This window comes from Heyndrickxia sp. MSNUG, assembly GCF_049532715.1.
Lineage (GTDB): Bacteria > Bacillota > Bacilli > Bacillales > Cytobacillaceae > Mesobacillus.
The window spans coordinates 4,674,081-4,694,039 of sequence record NZ_CP150978.1 but is presented as its reverse complement, the minus strand read 5'-3'; the positions used below and the strand labels follow the sequence as shown (position 1 = coordinate 4,694,039).

Annotated in this window: 21 protein-coding genes and 1 pseudogene; 15 read left to right on the top strand and 7 right to left on the bottom strand. The window is 43.3% G+C overall.

What is annotated here, in order from left to right; all coding sequences use genetic code 11:
• The first annotated feature begins 28 nt into the window (after positions 1 to 28).
• From AABM38_RS23405 to AABM38_RS23390, 4 genes are all read left to right on the top strand, one after another.
• On the top strand, positions 29 to 493 hold the full coding sequence (locus AABM38_RS23405) for a molybdenum cofactor biosynthesis protein MoaE (protein ID WP_423410828.1): 465 nt from the start codon (positions 29 to 31) through the stop codon (positions 491 to 493).
• Positions 486 to 719: a molybdopterin converting factor subunit 1 gene (moaD, locus tag AABM38_RS23400; RefSeq protein ID WP_423408527.1), complete on the top strand. Its 234-nt coding sequence runs from the start codon at positions 486 to 488 to the stop codon at positions 717 to 719. The genes AABM38_RS23405 and moaD overlap by 8 nt, the downstream gene beginning before the upstream one ends.
• Positions 719 to 970 (top strand): hypothetical protein, encoded by a 252-nt coding sequence (locus tag AABM38_RS23395; RefSeq protein WP_423408526.1) that lies wholly within the window; start codon positions 719 to 721, stop codon positions 968 to 970. The genes moaD and AABM38_RS23395 overlap by 1 nt, the downstream gene beginning before the upstream one ends.
• A gap of 100 nt (positions 971 to 1,070) precedes the next feature.
• Entirely contained in the window at positions 1,071 to 2,090 is a 1,020-nt protein-coding gene (locus AABM38_RS23390) for a thiazole biosynthesis adenylyltransferase ThiF (RefSeq protein ID WP_423408525.1), read from the top strand.
• 90 nt (positions 2,091 to 2,180) lie between these two features.
• Here AABM38_RS23390 and AABM38_RS23385 read toward each other — a convergent pair whose 3' ends face one another.
• Positions 2,181 to 2,510, bottom strand: coding sequence for a general stress protein (locus AABM38_RS23385; RefSeq protein ID WP_335377250.1), 330 nt, complete (start codon positions 2,508 to 2,510; stop codon positions 2,181 to 2,183).
• Positions 2,511 to 2,700: 190 nt separating this feature from the next.
• On the opposite strand from AABM38_RS23385, the gene AABM38_RS23380 reads away from it, so the two are divergent.
• The 3 genes from AABM38_RS23380 (at position 2,701) to AABM38_RS23370 (ending at position 4,914) form a co-directional block, all read left to right on the top strand.
• The gene (locus tag AABM38_RS23380; RefSeq protein ID WP_423408524.1) at positions 2,701 to 3,387 is read left to right on the top strand and encodes a uracil-DNA glycosylase; all 687 of its coding nucleotides are present in this window, start codon (positions 2,701 to 2,703) and stop codon (positions 3,385 to 3,387) included.
• A 737-nt stretch (positions 3,388 to 4,124) separates the two neighbouring features.
• Positions 4,125 to 4,472 carry a YwdI family protein gene (locus AABM38_RS23375; RefSeq protein WP_423408523.1) on the top strand — a complete coding sequence of 116 codons (348 nt, stop codon included), beginning with the start codon at positions 4,125 to 4,127 and terminating at the stop codon, positions 4,470 to 4,472.
• Between the two features lie 70 nt (positions 4,473 to 4,542).
• Entirely contained in the window at positions 4,543 to 4,914 is a 372-nt protein-coding gene (locus tag AABM38_RS23370; RefSeq protein ID WP_423408522.1) for a DUF423 domain-containing protein, read from the top strand.
• Between the two features lie 45 nt (positions 4,915 to 4,959).
• Here the strand turns inward: AABM38_RS23370 and AABM38_RS23365 are convergent, their stop codons facing one another.
• The 3 genes from AABM38_RS23365 to hemQ all read right to left on the bottom strand — a co-directional run bounded on the left by AABM38_RS23365 (position 4,960) and on the right by hemQ (position 8,094).
• Positions 4,960 to 6,477, bottom strand: a complete 1,518-nt coding sequence (locus AABM38_RS23365; RefSeq protein ID WP_423408521.1) for an MDR family MFS transporter — start codon at positions 6,475 to 6,477, stop codon at positions 4,960 to 4,962.
• A gap of 131 nt (positions 6,478 to 6,608) precedes the next feature.
• The gene (gene gerQ / locus AABM38_RS23360; protein ID WP_423408520.1) at positions 6,609 to 7,130 is read right to left on the bottom strand and encodes a spore coat protein GerQ; all 522 of its coding nucleotides are present in this window, start codon (positions 7,128 to 7,130) and stop codon (positions 6,609 to 6,611) included.
• A 217-nt stretch (positions 7,131 to 7,347) separates the two neighbouring features.
• Complete coding sequence (hemQ, locus tag AABM38_RS23355) at positions 7,348 to 8,094, bottom strand: hydrogen peroxide-dependent heme synthase (protein WP_423408519.1); 747 nt, start codon at positions 8,092 to 8,094, stop codon at positions 7,348 to 7,350.
• 243 nt (positions 8,095 to 8,337) lie between these two features.
• On the opposite strand from hemQ, the pseudogene pta reads away from it, so the two are divergent.
• Both pta and AABM38_RS23345 read left to right on the top strand, forming a co-directional pair.
• Positions 8,338 to 9,316, top strand: a pseudogene (gene pta / locus AABM38_RS23350) (phosphate acetyltransferase).
• 354 nt (positions 9,317 to 9,670) lie between these two features.
• A complete protein-coding gene (locus AABM38_RS23345; protein WP_423408518.1) occupies positions 9,671 to 10,516 on the top strand; it encodes a lipoate--protein ligase family protein in 846 nt (281 codons plus the stop codon).
• Between the two features lie 218 nt (positions 10,517 to 10,734).
• Here AABM38_RS23345 and AABM38_RS23340 read toward each other — a convergent pair whose 3' ends face one another.
• A complete protein-coding gene (locus tag AABM38_RS23340; protein ID WP_423408517.1) occupies positions 10,735 to 11,589 on the bottom strand; it encodes an RsfA family transcriptional regulator in 855 nt (284 codons plus the stop codon).
• Between the two features lie 351 nt (positions 11,590 to 11,940).
• Between AABM38_RS23340 and AABM38_RS23335 the strand changes: the two genes are divergently transcribed.
• The 4 genes from AABM38_RS23335 (at position 11,941) to AABM38_RS23320 (ending at position 15,386) form a co-directional block, all read left to right on the top strand.
• Complete coding sequence (locus AABM38_RS23335; protein WP_335377260.1) at positions 11,941 to 12,162, top strand: DUF1450 domain-containing protein; 222 nt, start codon at positions 11,941 to 11,943, stop codon at positions 12,160 to 12,162.
• 672 nt (positions 12,163 to 12,834) lie between these two features.
• On the top strand, positions 12,835 to 14,151 hold the full coding sequence (locus AABM38_RS23330) for an HD domain-containing protein (protein WP_423408516.1): 1,317 nt from the start codon (positions 12,835 to 12,837) through the stop codon (positions 14,149 to 14,151).
• A gap of 18 nt (positions 14,152 to 14,169) precedes the next feature.
• Positions 14,170 to 14,682 carry a YwgA family protein gene (locus AABM38_RS23325; RefSeq protein WP_423408515.1) on the top strand — a complete coding sequence of 171 codons (513 nt, stop codon included), beginning with the start codon at positions 14,170 to 14,172 and terminating at the stop codon, positions 14,680 to 14,682.
• A 221-nt stretch (positions 14,683 to 14,903) separates the two neighbouring features.
• Positions 14,904 to 15,386 (top strand): NUDIX hydrolase, encoded by a 483-nt coding sequence (locus AABM38_RS23320; RefSeq protein ID WP_423408514.1) that lies wholly within the window; start codon positions 14,904 to 14,906, stop codon positions 15,384 to 15,386.
• Between the two features lie 48 nt (positions 15,387 to 15,434).
• Here the strand turns inward: AABM38_RS23320 and AABM38_RS23315 are convergent, their stop codons facing one another.
• Positions 15,435 to 15,620, bottom strand: coding sequence for a 2-hydroxymuconate tautomerase (locus AABM38_RS23315; RefSeq protein ID WP_423408513.1), 186 nt, complete (start codon positions 15,618 to 15,620; stop codon positions 15,435 to 15,437).
• 204 nt (positions 15,621 to 15,824) lie between these two features.
• Between AABM38_RS23315 and AABM38_RS23310 the strand changes: the two genes are divergently transcribed.
• Positions 15,825 to 16,412: a site-2 protease family protein gene (locus tag AABM38_RS23310; RefSeq protein WP_423410827.1), complete on the top strand. Its 588-nt coding sequence runs from the start codon at positions 15,825 to 15,827 to the stop codon at positions 16,410 to 16,412.
• 603 nt (positions 16,413 to 17,015) lie between these two features.
• Entirely contained in the window at positions 17,016 to 17,528 is a 513-nt protein-coding gene (locus AABM38_RS23305) for a YwhD family protein (protein ID WP_423408512.1), read from the top strand.
• A gap of 265 nt (positions 17,529 to 17,793) precedes the next feature.
• Here the strand turns inward: AABM38_RS23305 and AABM38_RS23300 are convergent, their stop codons facing one another.
• Positions 17,794 to 19,857, bottom strand: a complete 2,064-nt coding sequence (locus AABM38_RS23300) for a transglycosylase domain-containing protein (RefSeq protein WP_423408511.1) — start codon at positions 19,855 to 19,857, stop codon at positions 17,794 to 17,796.
• Positions 19,858 to 19,959: the final 102 nt, after the last annotated feature.

The following is a 19,959-nucleotide window of genomic DNA, read 5'->3' as shown; positions in this document are numbered from 1 at the left end:
TTGGATCAATTTTATTGAGGTGAAAATGGTGAATTACGAAATAGCGAAAGAACCAATCAACGTTCAATCCGTCATTGATAAAGTGGTCCAGCGTGATGCAGGGGCAATCACTACATTCATTGGCACCGTCCGTGAAATGACAAAGGGTAAGAAGACCCTTCATCTTATATACGAAGCATATGAGCCAATGGCCATCAAAAAGCTTGAGCAAATTGGCACAGAAATCCAGGAGCGCTGGAATGGTGCCGAGGTTGCGATCACACACCGTGTCGGCAGACTCGACATAACAGATGTTGCTGTCGTCATTGCCGTTTCAACTCCACACCGTAACGACGCATATGAGGCAAACCGATACGCAATCGAGCGCATCAAGGAAATCGTGCCAATCTGGAAAAAAGAGCATTGGGAAGACGGCCAGGAATGGATCGGAAATCAACTAGAAACTGTCTCATATCCGACAGGAAAACCGGAGGAGAAGGATCTCAATGAATAAAATATTATTCTTTGCCCATTTGCGCGATGAAGCGGGACATGAATCAGTGGAAATCGAAGCTGCCGGTAAAACGGTTGCCGAATTGAAGCAAATCGTGGCTGAAAAGTACGGGGTACAAAAGCTTGATACATCGATGACGGCAATCAATGAAGAGTTTTCATCAAATGAAGAAATGATCAAAGAGGGAGATACCATCGCGTTTATTCCGCCTGTATCGGGTGGCTGATGAAACAGGTTATTAAGATCATTCTCACACCGAGCAAAAGGTATAAAGCGGAAATCATTCAGCGGAGAGACCATTTATTTGAATACTTTCTTTATGAATGGACGAGAGAATATGCGCCAGATTATGGGTATGTTTCCGACGGGTATTGGAGTCCAATCACAACAAACATATCATTAAGTGATACAGAAGACAGGGCTGTTCAAATCGCTATTGAAGAACTCCGGCTTTATTCAGGTGAAATGCCAGAATAATAAGGTGTTAAAAATCTGCGGTCAGCCCAGGGGTCTGCACTGTCACTTTGTCGAAAGCATTTTTCATCAATTGCTTACGCTTTTCATGGGAGGAATAATCATGTCAGAAAGATATTCACGCCAGACGCTGTTTCCTCCAATCGGAAAGGCCGGACAGGAAAAGATCCGCAGCAAGCATGTGCTGATGATTGGAGCAGGTGCGCTTGGCTCTGGCAATGCAGAACTGCTAGTGCGCGCAGGAGTAGGCCGGCTGACAATCGTTGACCGTGATTATGTGGAAGCGAGTAACCTGCAGCGCCAGCAGCTGTATACCGAAGAGGATGTTACCGAAAAGCTTCCAAAGGCAGCGGCGGCAGAAAAAAGGCTCAGAGCGATTAACTCTGATGTTGAAATCAGCGCATATATTGCAGATGCGACTCCTGAAAAATTAGCGGAGCTTGCTGACGGCGTGGATCTAATTATTGATGCCACAGATAATTTTGAAACAAGAATGGCCATCAACGATATTTCCCAGAAATATAAAATTCCATGGATATACGGGGCTTGTGTCGGAAGTTTTGGAATGACATTTACCATCATTCCAGGCAAGACGCCATGCCTGAATTGCCTCCTTAAAACCGTTCCGTTACAAGGGATGACCTGTGACACAGGGGGGATCATCGGTCCTGCAGTCCAAATGGTCATTGCCCATCAGGGAGCAGAAGCTCTAAAAATCCTGGTGGAGGACTGGGAACCGGTCAGGACTTCGTTCGTCAGCTTCGATATGTGGCGGAACCAGTATACAAGCATGAAAATGTCCAAAGCGAAGGATCCTGGGTGCCTCTCATGTGGCGAACATCCTGAATATCCTTATCTTGATGCTGAGAACATGACGAAGACGACTGTCTTGTGCGGGCGAGATACAGTTCAAATCCGGCCGCCGCATCAGCAGCAGCTTAATTTGCAGGAAACGGCGGAAAAAATGAAGGAATTAGGCTATCAAGTAAAAGGGAATCCATATTTGGTTTCGGTTGAAATGCCTGACAACAGGCTGGTTATATTCCAGGACGGCCGGGCACTGATCCACGGCACAAAGGATCTGTCCCATGCACGGAGCATTTATCAGAGATTTTTCGGATAGGAAAATGAACGCGCAAACCCCCTGCCAAAAGTGACAGGGGGTTTCTATATAAACGATCACAGGGGATCGACTATGCTGTTCGCGCTATTATTACTTCACTTCATCTGTAGCAACAAGAACTAGACGGCCTTTGTCCAATTCCATTTCGTACTGCTCAGCCTCTTGCTTGGATAGTCCAAGTGATTCGAACTTGTTACGAAGCTCATCGCCGCGTGACTTGAACATATTGCCGATAGAATCAAAGAAGCCTTGCTCCTTAAAGCCTACACCGCCTGTTTCAGTTGCGTCCGTTAAATGTTCGCTGCGGTTTTCATCATGTGCAAAAATATAGATGTTTTCTTTGCCGAATCCAGCTGCTTCAAGTGAGCTAATCTTTTCCGTTGCCTGTACGCCGTTTTCAACTACTTCTACTTTTAACATAGTATCTTCCTCCTTGATTTTTATCTTAACTATACTAGCTTAGAAAGCATGAATGCCTTCCCCGTCTACACTCTATATATATCCGTTCTCAATTCTATTAAACATGAAAGTATTAATTGGAAAATTCTCTGCATGCGTGCCTATTCCATTTAAATCGGGTAGATTTATAGAGGAAAGGAGAGTGAATGTCTTGGCATTATTGAATAATGGATGGGGAACCTTACTTACTGAAGAATTTGAAAAACCATATTATCACCAGCTTAGAGAATTTTTAAAAGCAGAGTATGCTGCAGAAACCGTTTATCCTGACAAAAACGATATTTTTAACGCGCTGAATTTTACAGATTATGAGGATGTGAAAGTGGTAATTCTAGGACAAGATCCATACCACGGTCCAGGGCAGGCGCATGGGTTAAGCTTTTCGGTCCAACCTGGAGTGACCATTCCGCCATCACTCCGGAATATATTTAAAGAATTGAACGATGACCTTGGCTGCTATATCCCTGATAACGGCTACTTGAAAAAATGGGCAGATCAGGGTGTGATGCTATTAAATACGGTCCTTACTGTAAGGAAAGGGGAAGCGAACTCACATAAGGGAAAAGGGTGGGAGGTCTTTACTGATAAAGTCATCACTCTTTTGAATGAACGTGAGAAGCCAGTTATCTTCATTCTCTGGGGAAAGCCGGCACAAAGCAAACTTAAGCTGATAGACGAAAACAGGCACAAAATCATCATCTCTGTCCATCCAAGCCCTCTGTCAGCAAGAAGAGGCTTCTTCGGCAGCAAGCCGTTTTCAAAAGTGAACGAGATCCTGAGAGAACAGGGTGATCAGGACATTGACTGGCAGATAGAAGATTTGAAGGAGAGAGGATAAGAGACTCTGGGGAACCAGGGTTTTTCTTTTTGTATATTAAAATTGACTCTGGTAAATTTACTGTTGATTTCTGCTCCAGATACTCGTTCACCACGCTTCCAGTGAAATGGAAAACGTAGAAACTATGAGTGGTTTTGTAGAAAATATCTTTAATTCCGTAGAAATTAATAGGGGAAACGTAGAGATAAAAGTCCTATTCGTAGAAATTAATACGATTTCGTAGAGATTATTTTAATTTACGAGATGAATCATCTAATTCGCTACGGAATAACTTTAATTTCCGAAGGAGAACAATCTAATTTGCAAAGAATTGCGAGGTGATTGGTCTAATTCACAAAAAAATTCAAATTGTGAAGAAATCAATCTAACTTAGCTTACTAGAATCTGCCTAGGTACAATAGAAATGATTTAGCATTTTCAAGTAGTCGAGTACCCTCCGCACCAATCAACAGGTGCTAAAAACAAGATTGACGCTTAACACAGCCTTAAAATTAAAAGTATTTGCTTTTTGTAATTGGAGAGGAAGAAAACCACTAATCTAGTAGCAACAATTTTTTTTGAATAATATACACATGCTAGGCAAATCGATCTCTGGTGAAAATCGACATGTTTCACGTGGAACTGACATGTTCGTTTCCAGTAGTCGAAAAATAATAGAAATTGATGTAGAATGGAACGGTACAAAAATGATTGCTAATGAAGATCTACATAAATGTTTCGATGATGGAGGTGAGTGGATGAATATTTCATTTCAAAAATTGCTAATGAAGATGGAAGATGAATTAAGGCTGGCCAAAAAAGCAGATACAGTAGCTGCACAGCGGGAAAGAATCCATTCAATCAAAACCCTTTGTGAGCTAGTGCTGGATGAGCCTGTGCAGCAGGGAGCAGGAGCGGCTGGGTACAGCAGCCCTGACAAAAACAGAAACATCGTTCAGCCTGCGTCACTACAACCCCTTGCTGCACATCAGGCCTTCACACAGCAGCCACAGATGCCTGTAAACCAGCCGTCACCTATGATGCCGCAGCCAAAGAAGATCGAAATGGATGATAACTCAAACGGAGATTCGCTTTTCGATTTTTAGGGCATCTATGAATTTTTCCTGGCATAACAAATATGAGTACATAGCCAATTTTTAAGAAGAGGTGGAAAGAATGAAGACATTTATTTTAATTGGAGCAATCAATGCTTTCCTTGCCGTCGCACTTGGAGCATTCGGAGCGCACGGACTCGAAGGGAAAGTAGAACCAAAATATTTAGAAACATGGAAAACAGCGGTTACCTATCAGATGTTCCACGCAACAGGCATCCTGATCATTGGAATCATAGCGGGCAAACTCCCAGCCAATGCACTTGTTTCCTGGTCAGGCTGGCTGATGCTGATCGGCATCATATTATTCTCAGGAAGCCTGTATGTCTTAAGTGTGACAAAAATCAGTATTCTTGGAGCGATTACTCCATTAGGCGGAGTTGCCTTCCTGGCAGCCTGGGTTCTTATGATGGTTGCGGCTGTTAAATACTTATAATACAAAGAGCAAGCCAACTTTTGGCTTGCTCTTTTTTTAAGTAGATTAGGATTCTTTTACAATGGTTTTATTAATCTCTACCCGCTCTTTGCCCATGAAGAAAATAGTGATGGCAGAAATGACGATTGGTATTAAGGCCAGCGCAAAGATGTGGGTAATGGAAGTCGACATTGCCTGGACAATTTTATCTAGCACGAATTCCGGGATTTGCGACCGCTGTCCGGCCTGGAATAGCTGCTGTGGGTCGCCCGCAAACTGATTGCCTTGACCGCCGCCCATTCCTTTAAATGCGCTAATCAGCTCATCTTTAAATACATTGTTTTGGATGGTTCCAAAGATGGTTACCCCAAGTGTCATTCCAAGAGAACGAAGGAATGAATTCGTCGAGTTCGCTGATCCCCGAAAGCGAGGGTCGAGATTATGGATGGAAGCCGTTGGCAACAGGGAGAATGAGAATCCCATGCCGAATCCAACTAAAATCATGAAGAGTGTCAGCATCATCCTGGACGTGTCCGGTGTCATCGTGCTGAGCAGAAGCATGCCCGCAAAGTACGCTGCAACAGAAATGAACATAAGGTTGCGATAGCTTGTTTTTGTTTGGAAAACGCCGCCTACTGCACTGCCTGCAACGGATCCGAGCATCATTGGTGTTAAAATCAAGCCGGCTGTTTTGGCGGACCCACCATAGACAGCCTGTACGAAGATTGGAATAAAGACTGCAAGGATAATGAACGTTGCCCCGTATAAAAACGCAAGAATTTGCGAAGTTGCGAACAAGCGCCTTTTGAACATCCAGAAAGAAATGATGGGTTCTTCCGCTTTTCTTTCGGCAAAAATAAAAACGATGAAGAACAGAGCAAAGCTGGTGAATAAGCCAATAATCTGCATCGAATCCCAGCTGTATTCTTTACCGCCAAGTTCGAGCGCGAACATTAAGCTGACTACAGCGATGACCAGGGTGAAAGCGCCAGTCCAGTCAATTTTTTGCTTGGAATGCTGAGCGGATTCATGATAATACTTTACAATAAAGAATAAAGAAAGGATGCCAATTGGTACATTGATATAGAACACCCAGTGCCAGCTGAACCAGTCCGTGATATAGGCACCGAGCAAAGGTCCAAGAACGCTTGAAGTCCCGAAAACGGCGCCGAGAAGTCCAGTCATTTTCCCGCGTTTTTCTGGCGGGAAGATATCAAAAACGATCGTAAAGGCAATTGGCATCAAGGCACCGCCTCCAATCCCCTGGATCGCTCTGTAAACACTGAGCTGGACCATCGTTTCAGCAATCCCGCACAGAGCAGATCCGATTAAAAAAACAAGCAAGCCGAATATGTAAAATCGTTTCCGTCCGTACATATCAGACAGCTTCCCAAAGATCGGCATTCCTGCCATGACCGTGACCATATAGGCGGAAGTGACCCATACAAACTTGTCAAAGTCCCCTAAATCAGCGACAATCGTTCCCATCGCGGTGGCGACAATCGTATTGTCCATGGCGGCCATTAAGATTCCTAGTAACAATCCTGCTACCACCAGTTTTATATTTTTTTGGGTGGATTCCATAAATTCCTCCTGCATTTTTTAAATAGTAAAAATATGTACATAAATCATATTTTTCCACTAGGGAGATTGTCAAGGTTGAGAGGGCTGACAATAAAAAAAACGGCCGAAGCCGTTTTAAAACCTACTATTTTTTAGCGTGGAGGATAAGTAGCTAACCCAGCGCCTGCACCATAAGGATATTCATATTCAATTTCTTCATCGAAAGTGATGTAATCCAAATAAACCATTGGCAGCAAGTAGCGCATATTTGTTTGCGGATCACTGATAATGATGTGGTCCCTTCCGGCTGCTTCAATGATTCCCTTGAAAATTTTTGCATTCCATTCGCGATTGTTTTCAAATGTCATATAAATGGTTGCCAGCTTTCCTTTGTTCAGACGGAGAATATTTTCAATATACGATTGCTCCGCCGGAAGCATGCCAGAAACCTGCGGACCTGTGCCAGGCATCGCTCCGCCAGATTGGGATGGAAACGGCACAGGCTGCTGAGTAAAAGGAGTACCCATCTGTCCCATTTGCCCCATTTGTCCCATCTGCCCCATCTGCTGGGTGTCAGTTAGTCCACCCTGGCCTTGGGATTCAACCGCTACATATGGATTGTACGTTTGCGGATAGGTTCTGTAATTATAATATGGATAATTGTATTGCGTCATTGTTTTTCCTCCTTAAACGTTTTTATTCATTGCTTTCATTTCACCTTTTATATGTAAGCTGGTGAAATTGACCTTTTTCAGGAAGGGTGTACAAGTAAAATGAATTCTCACTATTTCATTCATATGAGGGAAGCTTGATTTTATGACAGAAAAAATGAAGGGGAAAAAGTGCATAAAAAAACCCCGGACAATTAGTCCGAGGTTTTAAGAGGATGACTTAATTTACATGTAAAAACGCTGATACGCGATCTTCTTCAAGCAGGTTTCCTACGAAGAAAGCACCGAATTCGCCGTAGCGTGCGCTTACTTCGTCAAAACGCATTTCATATACAAGCTTCTTGAATTGCAGGACTTCGTCTGCAAACAAAGTAACGCCCCACTCATAGTCATCAAATCCTACAGATCCTGTGATGATCTGCTTTACTTTTCCAGCATACTGGCGGCCAATCATGCCGTGGCTGCGCATCATGTTGCGGCGGTCTTCCATCGGAAGCATGTACCAGTTGTCATTGCCCTGGCGGCGCTTGTCCATTGGATAGAAGCAAACATGCTTTGCTTTTGGAAGCTCAGGATATAGACGCGCAAGAATTTGCGGGTTCTGGTACGGGTCTTCACCTGCAGGCAAGTAGTTGCTCAACTCAACAACTGAAACGTAAGAGTGTGCAGGAAGCGTGAATTCAGCAAGCTTTGTTTTGTTGAATTCTGTTTCAATTTCGTTCAACTCTTCCATTGTAGGGCGCAGAATCATCATCATGAAATCTGCTTTTTGGCCAACGATTGTATATAGAGCGTGGCTGCCATTTTTCTCGCTTTGCGCACCGTTCCATTTTTCTACAAGGCCAAGGAATTCATGGATTGCTGCCTGGCGCTCATCGCTAGAAAGCATCTTCCAGGTTGTCCAATCTACTGTACGGAAATCATGCAGGCAATACCAGCCATCAAGTGTCTGTGCTGCTTCACTCATTTATATCACTCCTAAAAATCATAAATATACCATTATCATATCATAGTTTCTCCATACGTCATGCTTATAAAACGCTGATTGTTTACAGAGAGTACAAAAAGGATAATTTGTTAATGATAATAAAGGCAGGCAAAACATGCTTGAATATTTACAATAAAAAGACTTCAGACTGGAAACGGTAACATTCTTGAATTTTGAAACACGTAAAGTATTCTAGAAGTATAGATAAAAGGAGGAGTTAGCATGAGTGATTTATTTGAAGGCTTAAAAGCCAAGTTAAGCGGACAAAATTTACGGATTGTTTTTCCGGAAGGCCTTGATGAACGGATTTTAGCAGCGGCTGGCCGACTGGCTGCAGACGGTGTCTTAACACCCATTTTAGTAGGGAATATCGAACAGATCCAGGCGAAGGCGAACGACATGGATGTTTCCCTTGATGCGATTGAAATCTATGATCCAGCGAATTTCGCGATGATGGACGAGCTTGTTGCAGCATTCGTTGAAAGACGCAAAGGCAAAGCAACGGAGGAACAGGCACGCCAGATTCTGCTTGATGAGAACTACTTCGGCACAATGCTGGTATACGCAAATAAAGCAGACGGCCTTGTGAGCGGCGCGGCGCATTCAACTGCAGATACAGTAAGACCTGCATTGCAGATCATTAAAACAAAAGAAGGCGTCCGCAAGACATCTGGCGTCTTCATTATGGTTCGCGAAGACGAGAAATATGTATTTGCTGACTGTGCGATCAACATTGCACCAGACAGCCAGGACCTTGCTGAAATCGCAATCGAAAGCGCAAAGACAGCAAGAATGTTCGATGTTGAGCCAAGAGTAGCAATGCTAAGCTTCTCTACTAAAGGTTCTGCTGTTTCTCCTGAAACGGAAAAAGTATCTAAGGCAGTCGAAGAAGCTAAGCTTCGCGATCCATTGCTGATCGTTGATGGCGAATTCCAATTCGACGCAGCGTTCGTTCCATCTGTAGCTGAAAAAGAAGGCTCCGAATTCCCCGCTTCAGGGAGATGCGAATGTATTCGTGTTCCCTAGCCTTGAAGCAGGTAATATCGGCTACAAAATTGCCCAGCGTCTAGGTGGTTTTGAAGCAGTAGGTCCGATTTTACAAGGCTTGAACCGCCCTGTAAACGATCTATCCCGCGGCTGCAGCGAGGAAGATGTTTATAAGCTTGCATTGATTACAGCAGCGCAGGCGCTTGTGAAGTAAGTATATATGCAACTCAAGCCGGTCGATTTTTTTCGATCGGCTTTTTACCGCTATTAATTCGAGAAATTGGAAAAAAGAGCGGTTTTTTTCCATTTCGCTATAATATTAGGATTTTCGCTATTAAAAGCGCCATTTCGCTATAAAAATCAAGATTTCGCTATAAAAATAACATTTCCGCTATAAAATCGTGAAATTCGCTATCATCTTGCAGGAAGACAGTCTGCTTTGCCCAATTATTGCTCTCTATAGCAAAGATTTTCCGGTAAATGAAAAGAGTCCCCACTGCAATATGCTATAATATCAACGGAAATATCATAGAAATCGTGTAATAGAGTTTTGAAAAGGGGAATTCACATGGATGAGGCGCTTAATTTATTGCGTCAGGACAAGTGGAGATTGATTGACCAGTCGGCACTGGGTGCGCACTTTCATGCCCTCCAGTCGTTCGGAACGGATGATACATTATGCGAATCGGTTGGAACAGGACAGTCGCCTGCAACGGTCCGGGCATGGGTGCACCATAATACAATTGTCCTTGGCATACAGGATACGAGGCTGCCGCATCTTCAGGATGGGCTGGATTACCTTGAGGAGCAAGGTTATCAATATATCGTCCGCAATTCTGGAGGCCTTGCCGTTGTGCTTGACGAAGGAGTCCTTAATCTATCGCTTATTTTACCTGAAAAGGAAAAGGGAATAGACATCAACCGCGGGTACGATGCCATGTGGTTTTTAATAAGAGAAATGTTTGCTGATTTTAATTCAGAGATCGAAGCGAAGGAGATTTCGGCTTCGTATTGTCCAGGCAGCTATGATTTAAGTATCGGTGACAAGAAATTTGCCGGAATCTCACAGCGCCGCCTGAAAAAGGGAGTAGCTGTCCAAATCTATCTTTGTGTGACTGGAAGTGGCAGCGCACGCGCGGAATTGATCAGGGAGTTTTACTCTCGAGCGAAAAAAGGCGAGAGTACAAAATTTAACTATCCGGAGATCCAGCCTGATGTCATGGCCTCTCTTTCCGAGCTGTTTGGTGTCGAGATGACGGTTCAGGATGTGATGTTACGGTTTTTAAGATTCCTGAACGCAAACAGCGGCGAGCTGACATCCGGATATCTTAACGGTACGGAGATTGAATTATTTGACCACTATTACAAGCGGATTATCGAACGGAATGAAAAGTTTCTTGAACCCCTGGTATAGTTGGAAAGCATGGCTTTTGAAGTCCACCTGGTAAATAGGATTTCAGCTGCTGAATAGAATTTGAGCCGCAAAATAAAATCCAGGCATCAACAAAAGTGGTGCCACATATAAAAGAAAAGCCGGAAACCAAATGGTTCCGGCTTTTCTTAAGAGGGGGCTGCTGCTTTTTCTCCTTCTCCAACCAATCATCTATCTATTTAGTAATTAGGAAAACTAGGTTATTCGGCTACTTTTTCTAGATTGCCGTTGCGGTCCATCTTGAACTTTGTTGCTGGACGTTCTTCTTCTTCAAACAGGGCAAGCTTGCGGGCACGATTCATGATTTTCATGAGTGTTTCGTAATCTTCCTGCATCGTATTCGTATTTTTCTCGAGCCTATTTATTTTTTCCTGCAGTTCTTCGTTCTGCTTTCTTAAACTATTGATTTCACGCTTTAATCTTTCATTCTCACTCTTATAGATATCTACTTGAAGCGTCGATCCATTCAAGCTTTGCAGATAGGCAATGACATGGCCCATCGTTAAGCCAGTAGAAGGAACGGTATGTCTTACGGTTGAAGTCTGGACTCTTTGTGCCGTTACTGATGCGACTGGCACCTCAGCCATTTCGGCAGCTTCGACAGAGAAATCTTTTTGTTCTTGTTTTTCATTTATTAAATCTTGCATTTCTGCCATAAGTGCTGCTTCGATTTGATTGTCATCCTGATCGAGCATCGAAAGATCAAAGGTAATCTGGGAATCATGTGTTTCTGCTGCTGGCAACGAAGCTGTCAAACTTTCATCCATCACTGGCACTGGCGGAGCATATAGTAATTTCTTTTTGCCGCCTTGATCTTTTCCTAGGATTCTCTGTCTCTGTTTCCGCTGCTTTTTAGCGAGCTGCAATGCTTTTTCATAATTGTGCCTTACAACTGCATTCCATCTGAAACCGCAGGCGGCAGATGTGCGGTCAAGCTTGTCGCCCACCTCTTCAAACGCATTCAATTGTGTACTGCCTTCTCTTACATGGCGCAGCACGGTTTCCGCTAGCAATAAATCATTTTCATCTGTCCAGGCATCCTGGCGTACTTTCATTTTTCTTCAACTCCCTTTTACATTGGTTAACTATTGAAACTTATACTTCAATCATGTCCTGAAATTGGAAAGCTTATACATTGCAAAATGGAAGGATAGTAGATTTTTCGCGTAAATACGTGTTTTTCATAAAGATAGATAAGCAAGAGGACCGTCGCACCGGCTTGCAATCGAATGAAATAAGTTGTAAAATACCCTTTAGTCTAAAAAGAAAAGCGGAGGCACCTTGTTCAGCCCCGACAGGCATAAGACGGCTCACGCAGGAAATCCAGATTTCTGAAGTGAGACGGCTTATGACCCGAGGGGCTAGGCGCTGGAGCTGGACAGAATGATTAGAAAGGGTTGTCCAAAATGGCAAACGAATTTCGTGTTTGCGACGATTGTCAGGCCGTAAACCTTAAAACATTGATTCCGAAGCTGAAGCAGCTGGATCCCGAAGCGAAAATGGAGATTGGATGCCAGTCCTATTGCGGGCCCGGCAGAAAGAAGACTTTTGCTTTCGTCAACAACCGGCCAGTCGCTGCTCTAAGTGAAGAAGAACTTATGGAAAAAGTTGAGAAAAAACTGAAATAACCTGATCAGCTATTATCCGCTTCAGGTTCTTTGTTTTTTAACAACTTTCATACAAATCACCTTTAAACAAAAGTTTAGAGGTGATTTTTTTCTTTAAACTTGCAAACTACAATATTTTTCTATTGTCTTTGCTGAAGATTTTTCGGAGATCCCGGGAAATTAACAGGTGCTGATAGAGGAGTGGTTCTAAAGACCATTCGAGAGGATAAAACGAAAGCGAGAGGTCATAATAGAGGTTCTAACGACCATTCAAGAGAAAAAAACGATCGCGAGAGGTCATAATAGAGGTTCTAAAGACCATTCGAGAGAAGAAAACACAAGCGAGAGGTCTTGATAGAGGTTCTAAAGACCATTCCAGAGAAGAAAACGAAAATGAGTGGTCGTAATAAAAATTCTAAAGACCATTCAAGAGAAAGAACGCAAACGAATGGTTATTATATTTAACAAAGCCTTACTTTTAAAAAGGAACTTGTTTACGGAATGCCGAAGAATGGAAAGAAAATAGTATGGTAAATTTTTTATAGATTTTACTTAATCACCATGAACCCTGATGAACTCTCATTTTGTTGAAATGAGGATGCAATATTTGTAAAAATTTGCAGAAAATCGAGGTGATTTGGCGAATGAAACAAGCTATAATAATTAACAAGATGAACAGGAAGAAGGGGAACGATGGGATATTCGGAAGAAAAGCTATTTGAAGAAAAAGTTTTCAAAGATCCAGTACACCGGTATGTCCATGTCCGTGACCGGGTGATCTGGGATTTGATTGGAACGAAGGAGTTCCAGCGCCTTAGAAGGATCAAGCAGCTCGGCACGACGTACTTAACCTTCCATGGAGCTGAACACAGCAGGTTTAACCATTCGCTGGGCGTTTATGAAATTGTGCGCCGGATTGTCGACGATGCCTTTGTCGCCCGTCCTGAATGGGATCAGGGAGAGCGTCTCCTGTCGATGTGTGCTGCACTGCTTCATGATCTTGGCCATGGTCCGTTCTCACATTCGTTCGAGAAGGTATTCGACCTGGATCATGAGGATTTTACAAGGGAAATCATCCTTGGGGATACCGAGGTAAATGAAGTGCTCACACGAGTGGCACCTGATTTTCCAAAGAAGGTCGCCGAAGTGATTGAAAAAACGTATGAAAATAAGCTTGTCATCAGCTTGATTTCAAGCCAGATTGACGCCGATCGGATGGACTATCTGCAAAGGGATGCCTATTTTACCGGAGTCAGCTACGGACATTTTGATATGGAACGGATTTTGCGCGTCATGCGCCCGAAGGAAGACCAGGTTGTCATCAAGCAAAGCGGGATGCATGCTGTCGAGGACTACATAATGAGCCGCTATCAGATGTACTGGCAGGTTTATTTCCATCCAGTTACACGAAGTGCCGAGGTCATTTTAACGAAAATCCTGCACCGTGCTAAACACCTTCATGAGCAAAATTACACCTTCAAACATAAACCGCTACATTTTTACTCAATTTTTGAGGACCGCTTGACGCTGCACGACTATTTAAAATTGGATGAAGCTGTGTTTCTCTACTATTTTCAAATTTGGGAAGAGGAAGAGGACGCGATCCTGAGTGATCTGTGCATTCGTTTCAATAACCGCAATCTATTTAAATATGTCGAGTTCGACCCTGCCAAGGAATACAAAAAGCTGGCGAAGCTTTCTGTATTGTTCGAACAAGCAGGACTTGACCCTGAATATTACCTGGTCGTCGACTCATCTTCAGATTTGCCATACGATTTTTACCGTCCAGGCGAAGAGGAAGAACGCCTTCCAATTCACCTGCTGAAGAAAAACGGGGAAATCCGCGAGCTTTCAAGAGAATCTGAGATTGTGGATGCCATATCGGGTAAAAGGCGGACAGACCATAAACTTTATTATCCTGCTGATTTTCTGGAAAAAGAAAAAGGACGTCCTGAAATTGAGCAGATCGTACAGATTCTTGAGCTGAACTTAGACAATGGGACCAATTGATACAGGAGTTGACGCGTTTTGTTAAAAGACCACGCTAAAATCATACATGCCATTTCAGTTTCTGGAGAGGTCATCGGCAGGAAGAAGCTTCAGAAAATGATTTATATCGCGAAGAAAATGGATTTTCCGTTCCAGGAAAGGTTCCAGTTCCATTTCTATGGCCCTTATTCAGAAGAACTTACCTTAAGGGTTGAAGAGCTATGCAACATGGGCTTCTTGAATGAAGTGAAGGAAAAGAAGGGCGGCTACTACCAGTACCGCTATACATTGACAGAAGCCGGTCAGGAGTTTCTTGGTGAGAACAGCATCGAGATGCCTTGCCTGGGCGACTGCCTGACTGACATCAACGACCAGAATGCGAGATTCCTTGAACTCGTATCCACTGTTTTGTATTTTGATAACTTGCCAGAGGGCGAGGTTAAGGAAAAAGTGCAGACGGTGAAGAAGAGCCAGAAGTTTACTGATGAAGAGATTGCGGAAGCATATGCGTATATTGCAAGCTTGAAGCAAAAATCCAGACAGTTGATATAAGATAAATCGAGTATGAAGCCTTTATTGGTTTTGTACTCTTTTTTTTGTTTTTGGAGACAAGTTAGAAGCCATTGGTGCTTAGTTGAAAGTATATCGGATTAGGGACCGCAAAAAGAGAGCTCTAAATCAAGCATTAAATAAAGATTGAATTGGAAGGAAAATACAGATGGTTGTGGCGAAAGAATAGATAGCAGCAAAATGATTTTATGGGAGTGGGTTACATGCAGATGCCAACACATATAGTTGCGGTTGGTGGGATTGTCGAGAATGATGAAGGAAAGATCCTTCTTGTTAAAACTCAGCATGGGGGTTGGGTTTTTCCAGGTGGGCAGGTAGAGGTTGGAGAAAATCTTCTGGATGCTCTCAGCAGGGAAGTGAAAGAGGAAAGTGGTATTGTTATAGAGATTAATAACTTAATTGGAGTATATTCTAATACGGCAATACATAAGTGGTATGACGGGATCACCGATGTACCGACGAAATTGATGCTGGATTATGCTTGTAAGAATATTGGTGGGGAGTTAAGTACTTCTGAGGAGACGACGGATTGTCGCTGGGTCGAGAGAGGGAAAGTGCTCGATTTAATTACTGGACCAGCTTACCGAACAAGATTCGAGGCTTATTTGAATTTTAACGGCTCTGTCACTTACATAGAATATGTAACCCACCCTCAGTTTGAACAAAAGCTAAGCACGCACATTTAAATTAAAAAAAGCTCAGAACTCGCTGTTCTGAGCTTTTAAAATATCTTTCTATTCGTCACTCAAACGCTTGCCGGCAACAGCATAATGATTCTTCGTCATTTCCTCGATGAACACAACGACTTTTTCTTTTGGTGCGCCAGTTGTTTCGCTGACTGCATCAGTTACTTTTTCAACTAGAGCTTTCTTTTGTTCTTCAGAGCGGCCTTCAAGCATTTTTACAGTTACGTACGGCATGTGTTTTGCCTCCTTGAATGTGTGGAAATGTAAATCTATTTTCAGTTTTTCATAATTCGCCAAAATGTGCAAGCAGGGGGAAAGATTCACGTTTTCACATTCATTCAATAATAAGTTATACTTTAGAGAAAAGACAATAAAGGGGAATGGAATGTGTTTTTACCCTATTCGTTAACTGAAATTCCTTATGTTGCTGTCGCGCTGATGATTGCCTTTACGGTGCATGAATTCGCGCATGCCTGGGTAGCGTATAAGTTTGGCGACACGACTGCTCAAAAGCAGGGAAGGCTGACGCTGAATCCAATTCAGCATTTAGATCCACTTGGAACGATCCTGATTTTCATTGCTGGTTTTGGCTGGGCGAGACCGGTACCGGTGAATCGATTTATGTTCAAAAATCCGCGGCTTGCGGGAGTACTCGTTTCTGTTGCCGGACCAATCAGCAACCTGCTTCTGGTCTTCCTTGCCTTCGCGATATGGTACATATACAGCGCCCTTGGATTGGCTGCTGGAGTACCACAATTTTTCCTTGATTTTCTCAATATATTCATAGGGCTGAACGCAATGCTGTTCGTCTTTAACCTCTTGCCGTTCCCTCCGCTTGATGGCTACCGCATCATCGAGGACCTGGCACCGGCGAATATCAGGGCGAAGCTTACCCAATACGAATCGTATGGATCGGTTATTTTCTTGATCCTGGTCATCACTCCACTTGACCAATATACAATCCAGCCGATTTTCCATTATGCGATACCAGCATTGCTGGATGGTATTCAGGGTTTGTTTAGTTAGGGTTTTGAACATGGAAAAGGACAAAATCGCCATTAGAATGTTCCAATAAGGTCCATTGGAACGTTGCGAGTAAGAAAATCGCCATTTGAATGTTCCAATAAGGTCCATTGGAACATTGCGAGTGAGAAAATCGTCATTTGAATGTTCCAATAAGGTCCATTGGAACATTGCGAGTGAGAAAATCGCCATTAGAATGTTCCAATAAGGTCCATTGGAACAATGAGAAGAAGAAAATCGCCATTAGAATGTTCCAATAAGGTCCATTGGAACAATGAGAAGAAGAAAATCGCCATTAGAGTGTTCCAATAAGGTCTATTGGAACAATGAGAAGAAGAAAATCGCCATTAGAATGTTCCAATAAGGTCCATTGGAACAATGAGAAGAAGAAAATCGCCATTAGAATGTTCCAATAAGGTCCATTGGAACATTGCGAGTGAGAAAATCGCCATTTGAATGTTCCAATAAGGTCTATTGGAACAATGAGAAGAAGTAAATCACCAGTAGAATGTTCCAATAAGGTCTATTGGAACATTGCGAAAGAGAAAATCGTCATTAGAATGTTCGAATAAAGGTCGAAAACCTTTTTAAGGAGGTAATTTTCACATGGAAGAGAAAAAAGGCAAAAATATCGGTTTCAATATTATTAAAAATGATCCGATGGATGGCCATAAGGGCTTTGGAAAGGGCGTTCTTACTTTAGATAATGTTTCACCGGTTATTGTTGATGTTGATGCGGGTGAGGCTACAGTTGATGTGGGAGCGATGCACGCGAGGAGTGTTGTCGAAAAGGGCATCAAGTTTCTCCCGGACCGCAATGAAGTTCCGGATGCGAAGCTGTATTGGGTTGTCTGGGTGACGATTGACAGGAAGGAAGAGGGGCCGTACTATGCTGGAGTTACAGCGTGCGAGATGACCGTCAACCGTGAAATTCGCCGCGGCTATAAATTGCTGCCTGAGCATGTGAACCGTCTTGATAAGTCAATCAAGCGCCATATCATAGTTGATCATATGGATGACAAATCCAAAAAAATCCTTGCTGATTATTTGAAAAACCACGATCCGGGAATGTGGGAGAGATCCGAGGAGAAATTGAAGGCAGGATTATTAGCAGAGTAAATAGCTGCTTATAACCAAATTTAACAGGATTCACCGTTTGGATAAATCTCCCTTAAATTTGTCGAAATTGTGACATTTTTTCTGGTTAACAATATCTGGCTTGCTCACTTTGAATAAAAAAAGTAAACTTATAACAGCGTAAAAACACATTTTATGCTAGGACGAGAAAAACCCCGGGAGCTTGCTTCCGGGGTTTTTCTTTGGTTTAAGGGCTTTTTTGGCGATTTTTGTCGTTGACAAGGTATGTTAACAATTAACCATATGCCTAGTTTCCGAATAACCGTTTATACCAAGGTTTCTTTTCTTTTTTCATTTCTGGTTTTTCTTCTTTAGGCTTTATGTCATCGAGATGGTCAGTGCAATATTCTGTTGGCTCGGTTCCGGCCTGGAAGTAAGTGAGTCGTTTAACTGGGCATCCATCGGCAGCGAGCTTTCCGTTGGCAGGGTCGACATACACAGCGACTGTGCCTTTTGCAGCTTTGAATTTCTTCGCAGGCTCATTGTCGAGTGCTTTTTCCATGAAATCAAGCCAAATATTCTTTGCGTATGATTTTTCCGCTGGCAGCTCAATTGGCTTGCCTTTGTCGTACCCCGTCCATACTGCAGAGACGAGCTGGGGAGTGTAGCCAATCATCCAGCTGTCTGTTTCGGTCGTTCCTGATTTTGCCGCATATGGACGTGTCATTTTCTTGATCAGCGTACTGCCAGTAACGGAAGCGTATCCGTTCAGCTTTTTATCAAATATCCCGGTCAGCATCTGGGTCATGACCGATGCTACGTCAGGCTTCAATACCTCGGCATCTTCAGGCTGGTATTCATAGATAACATCCCCTCTATGATTCTCAACCCTTGTGATCAAAACGGGCTCCACTTTTTTGCCGCCATTGGCCAGCATACTGTAGGCATTGGCCATTTCAATCACCCTCACCCCTGATGTACCAAGAGCAAGCGATGGAACCTTTGCCATTTTCGTTGTGAGGCCAAATCGTTTGGCAGTTTCGATCAAGGTTTCCTCACCAAGGAAGAGATGTGTTTTTACTGCATAGACGTTATCAGATAGTGCTAATGCCTGGGCCATGGTGATATCAGCGTTTGCGTATTTGTTGTTAAAATTGTGCGGTGTATATTCAGAGCGATCGTCATCAAACTTGAATGTTGTCAGTTGGCTCTTCATGGTCGTTGATGGTGTGAAGCCATTTTCCAGGGCGGCATAATAGAGTAGTGGCTTCATCGTTGAGCCCGGCTGTCTGACTGCCTGGACGGCCCGGTTAAATGGGCTTTCCTCGTAATTTCTTCCGCCAACAAGTGCCTTGACATACCCGTTTTTCGGGTTCATGGCGACAAGCCCGGCCTGGATTTCTGAGTCAGATGAAATCATGTTGCTGATTGTTTTTTCAGCGATCTCCTGCTGATCCAGGTTGAGAGTCGTATATACCTTCAATCCTCCCAGGGAGATTGTGCGGTCATCGAAATTCAATGAATTTTTCAGCGCATTCCTGACTGCATCCTGGAAATACGGTGCCGATCCAAGTTGGTCATTCTGGTGTTTACCGACAAGCTGCAATTTCTCTATTTTAGCTTTATCAGCCGTCAGCTCATCTATGAAACCATTTGCTTTCATTGTGTAGAGGACCGTCTGCTGGCGCTGCTTTGCTTTTTCCATGGAAGCAAAAGGCGAATAAATGTTAGGGCCTTTCGGGATTCCTGCCAGCATGGAAGCTTCCGCCAGGGATAAATCCTTCGCGTCCTTGCCAAAATAATAACGGCTTGCAGCCTGGACACCATATGCACCATTGCCATAATAAATGGTATTTAAATAACCTTCGAGGATTTCATCCTTTGAATAATTCATTTCAAGCCGTAATGTATAGAACGCTTCAACCGCTTTTCGCTTCCATGTTTTTTCATGGGCCAGGTAAAGGTTCCGAGCGTATTGCTGAGTAATCGTGCTAGCTCCCTGAACCTTTGACATCGCCTTTACGTCAGCGAGTGCAGCCCCTGCAATCCGTTTATAATCAAAGCCATTATGAGCAAAAAAGCTTTTATCTTCTATAGATACCGTGGCATCAATCAGATGCGGTGAGATATCTTTTAACGAAACCCAATAACGCTTCTGTCCAGAATTGCTCTCGCCGATGACAGTGCCATCGTCAGAAAAATATAAGGTGGATTGGGGCACCGCGAGCGGCGGCGGTCCCTGCAGTTTGGCGTAACCGATTAGAGAAAAGTAAAGGACGGTGGCTAATGCCAAGCCTGCAAGTCCAAAAAAGATGAGTGCCCGCAAATATTTAATTGTTTTGCGAAACCGCTGGTCGGTCATCAGCTCCATGCTGCTTTCCCCCTCAAAAAGATAGATACTATCAGTATGAAAGAAAATCGCAAGTTTTAAACATTTAAGAAGCTGAGAATGAAATTTTGCTTGCAATTTTGC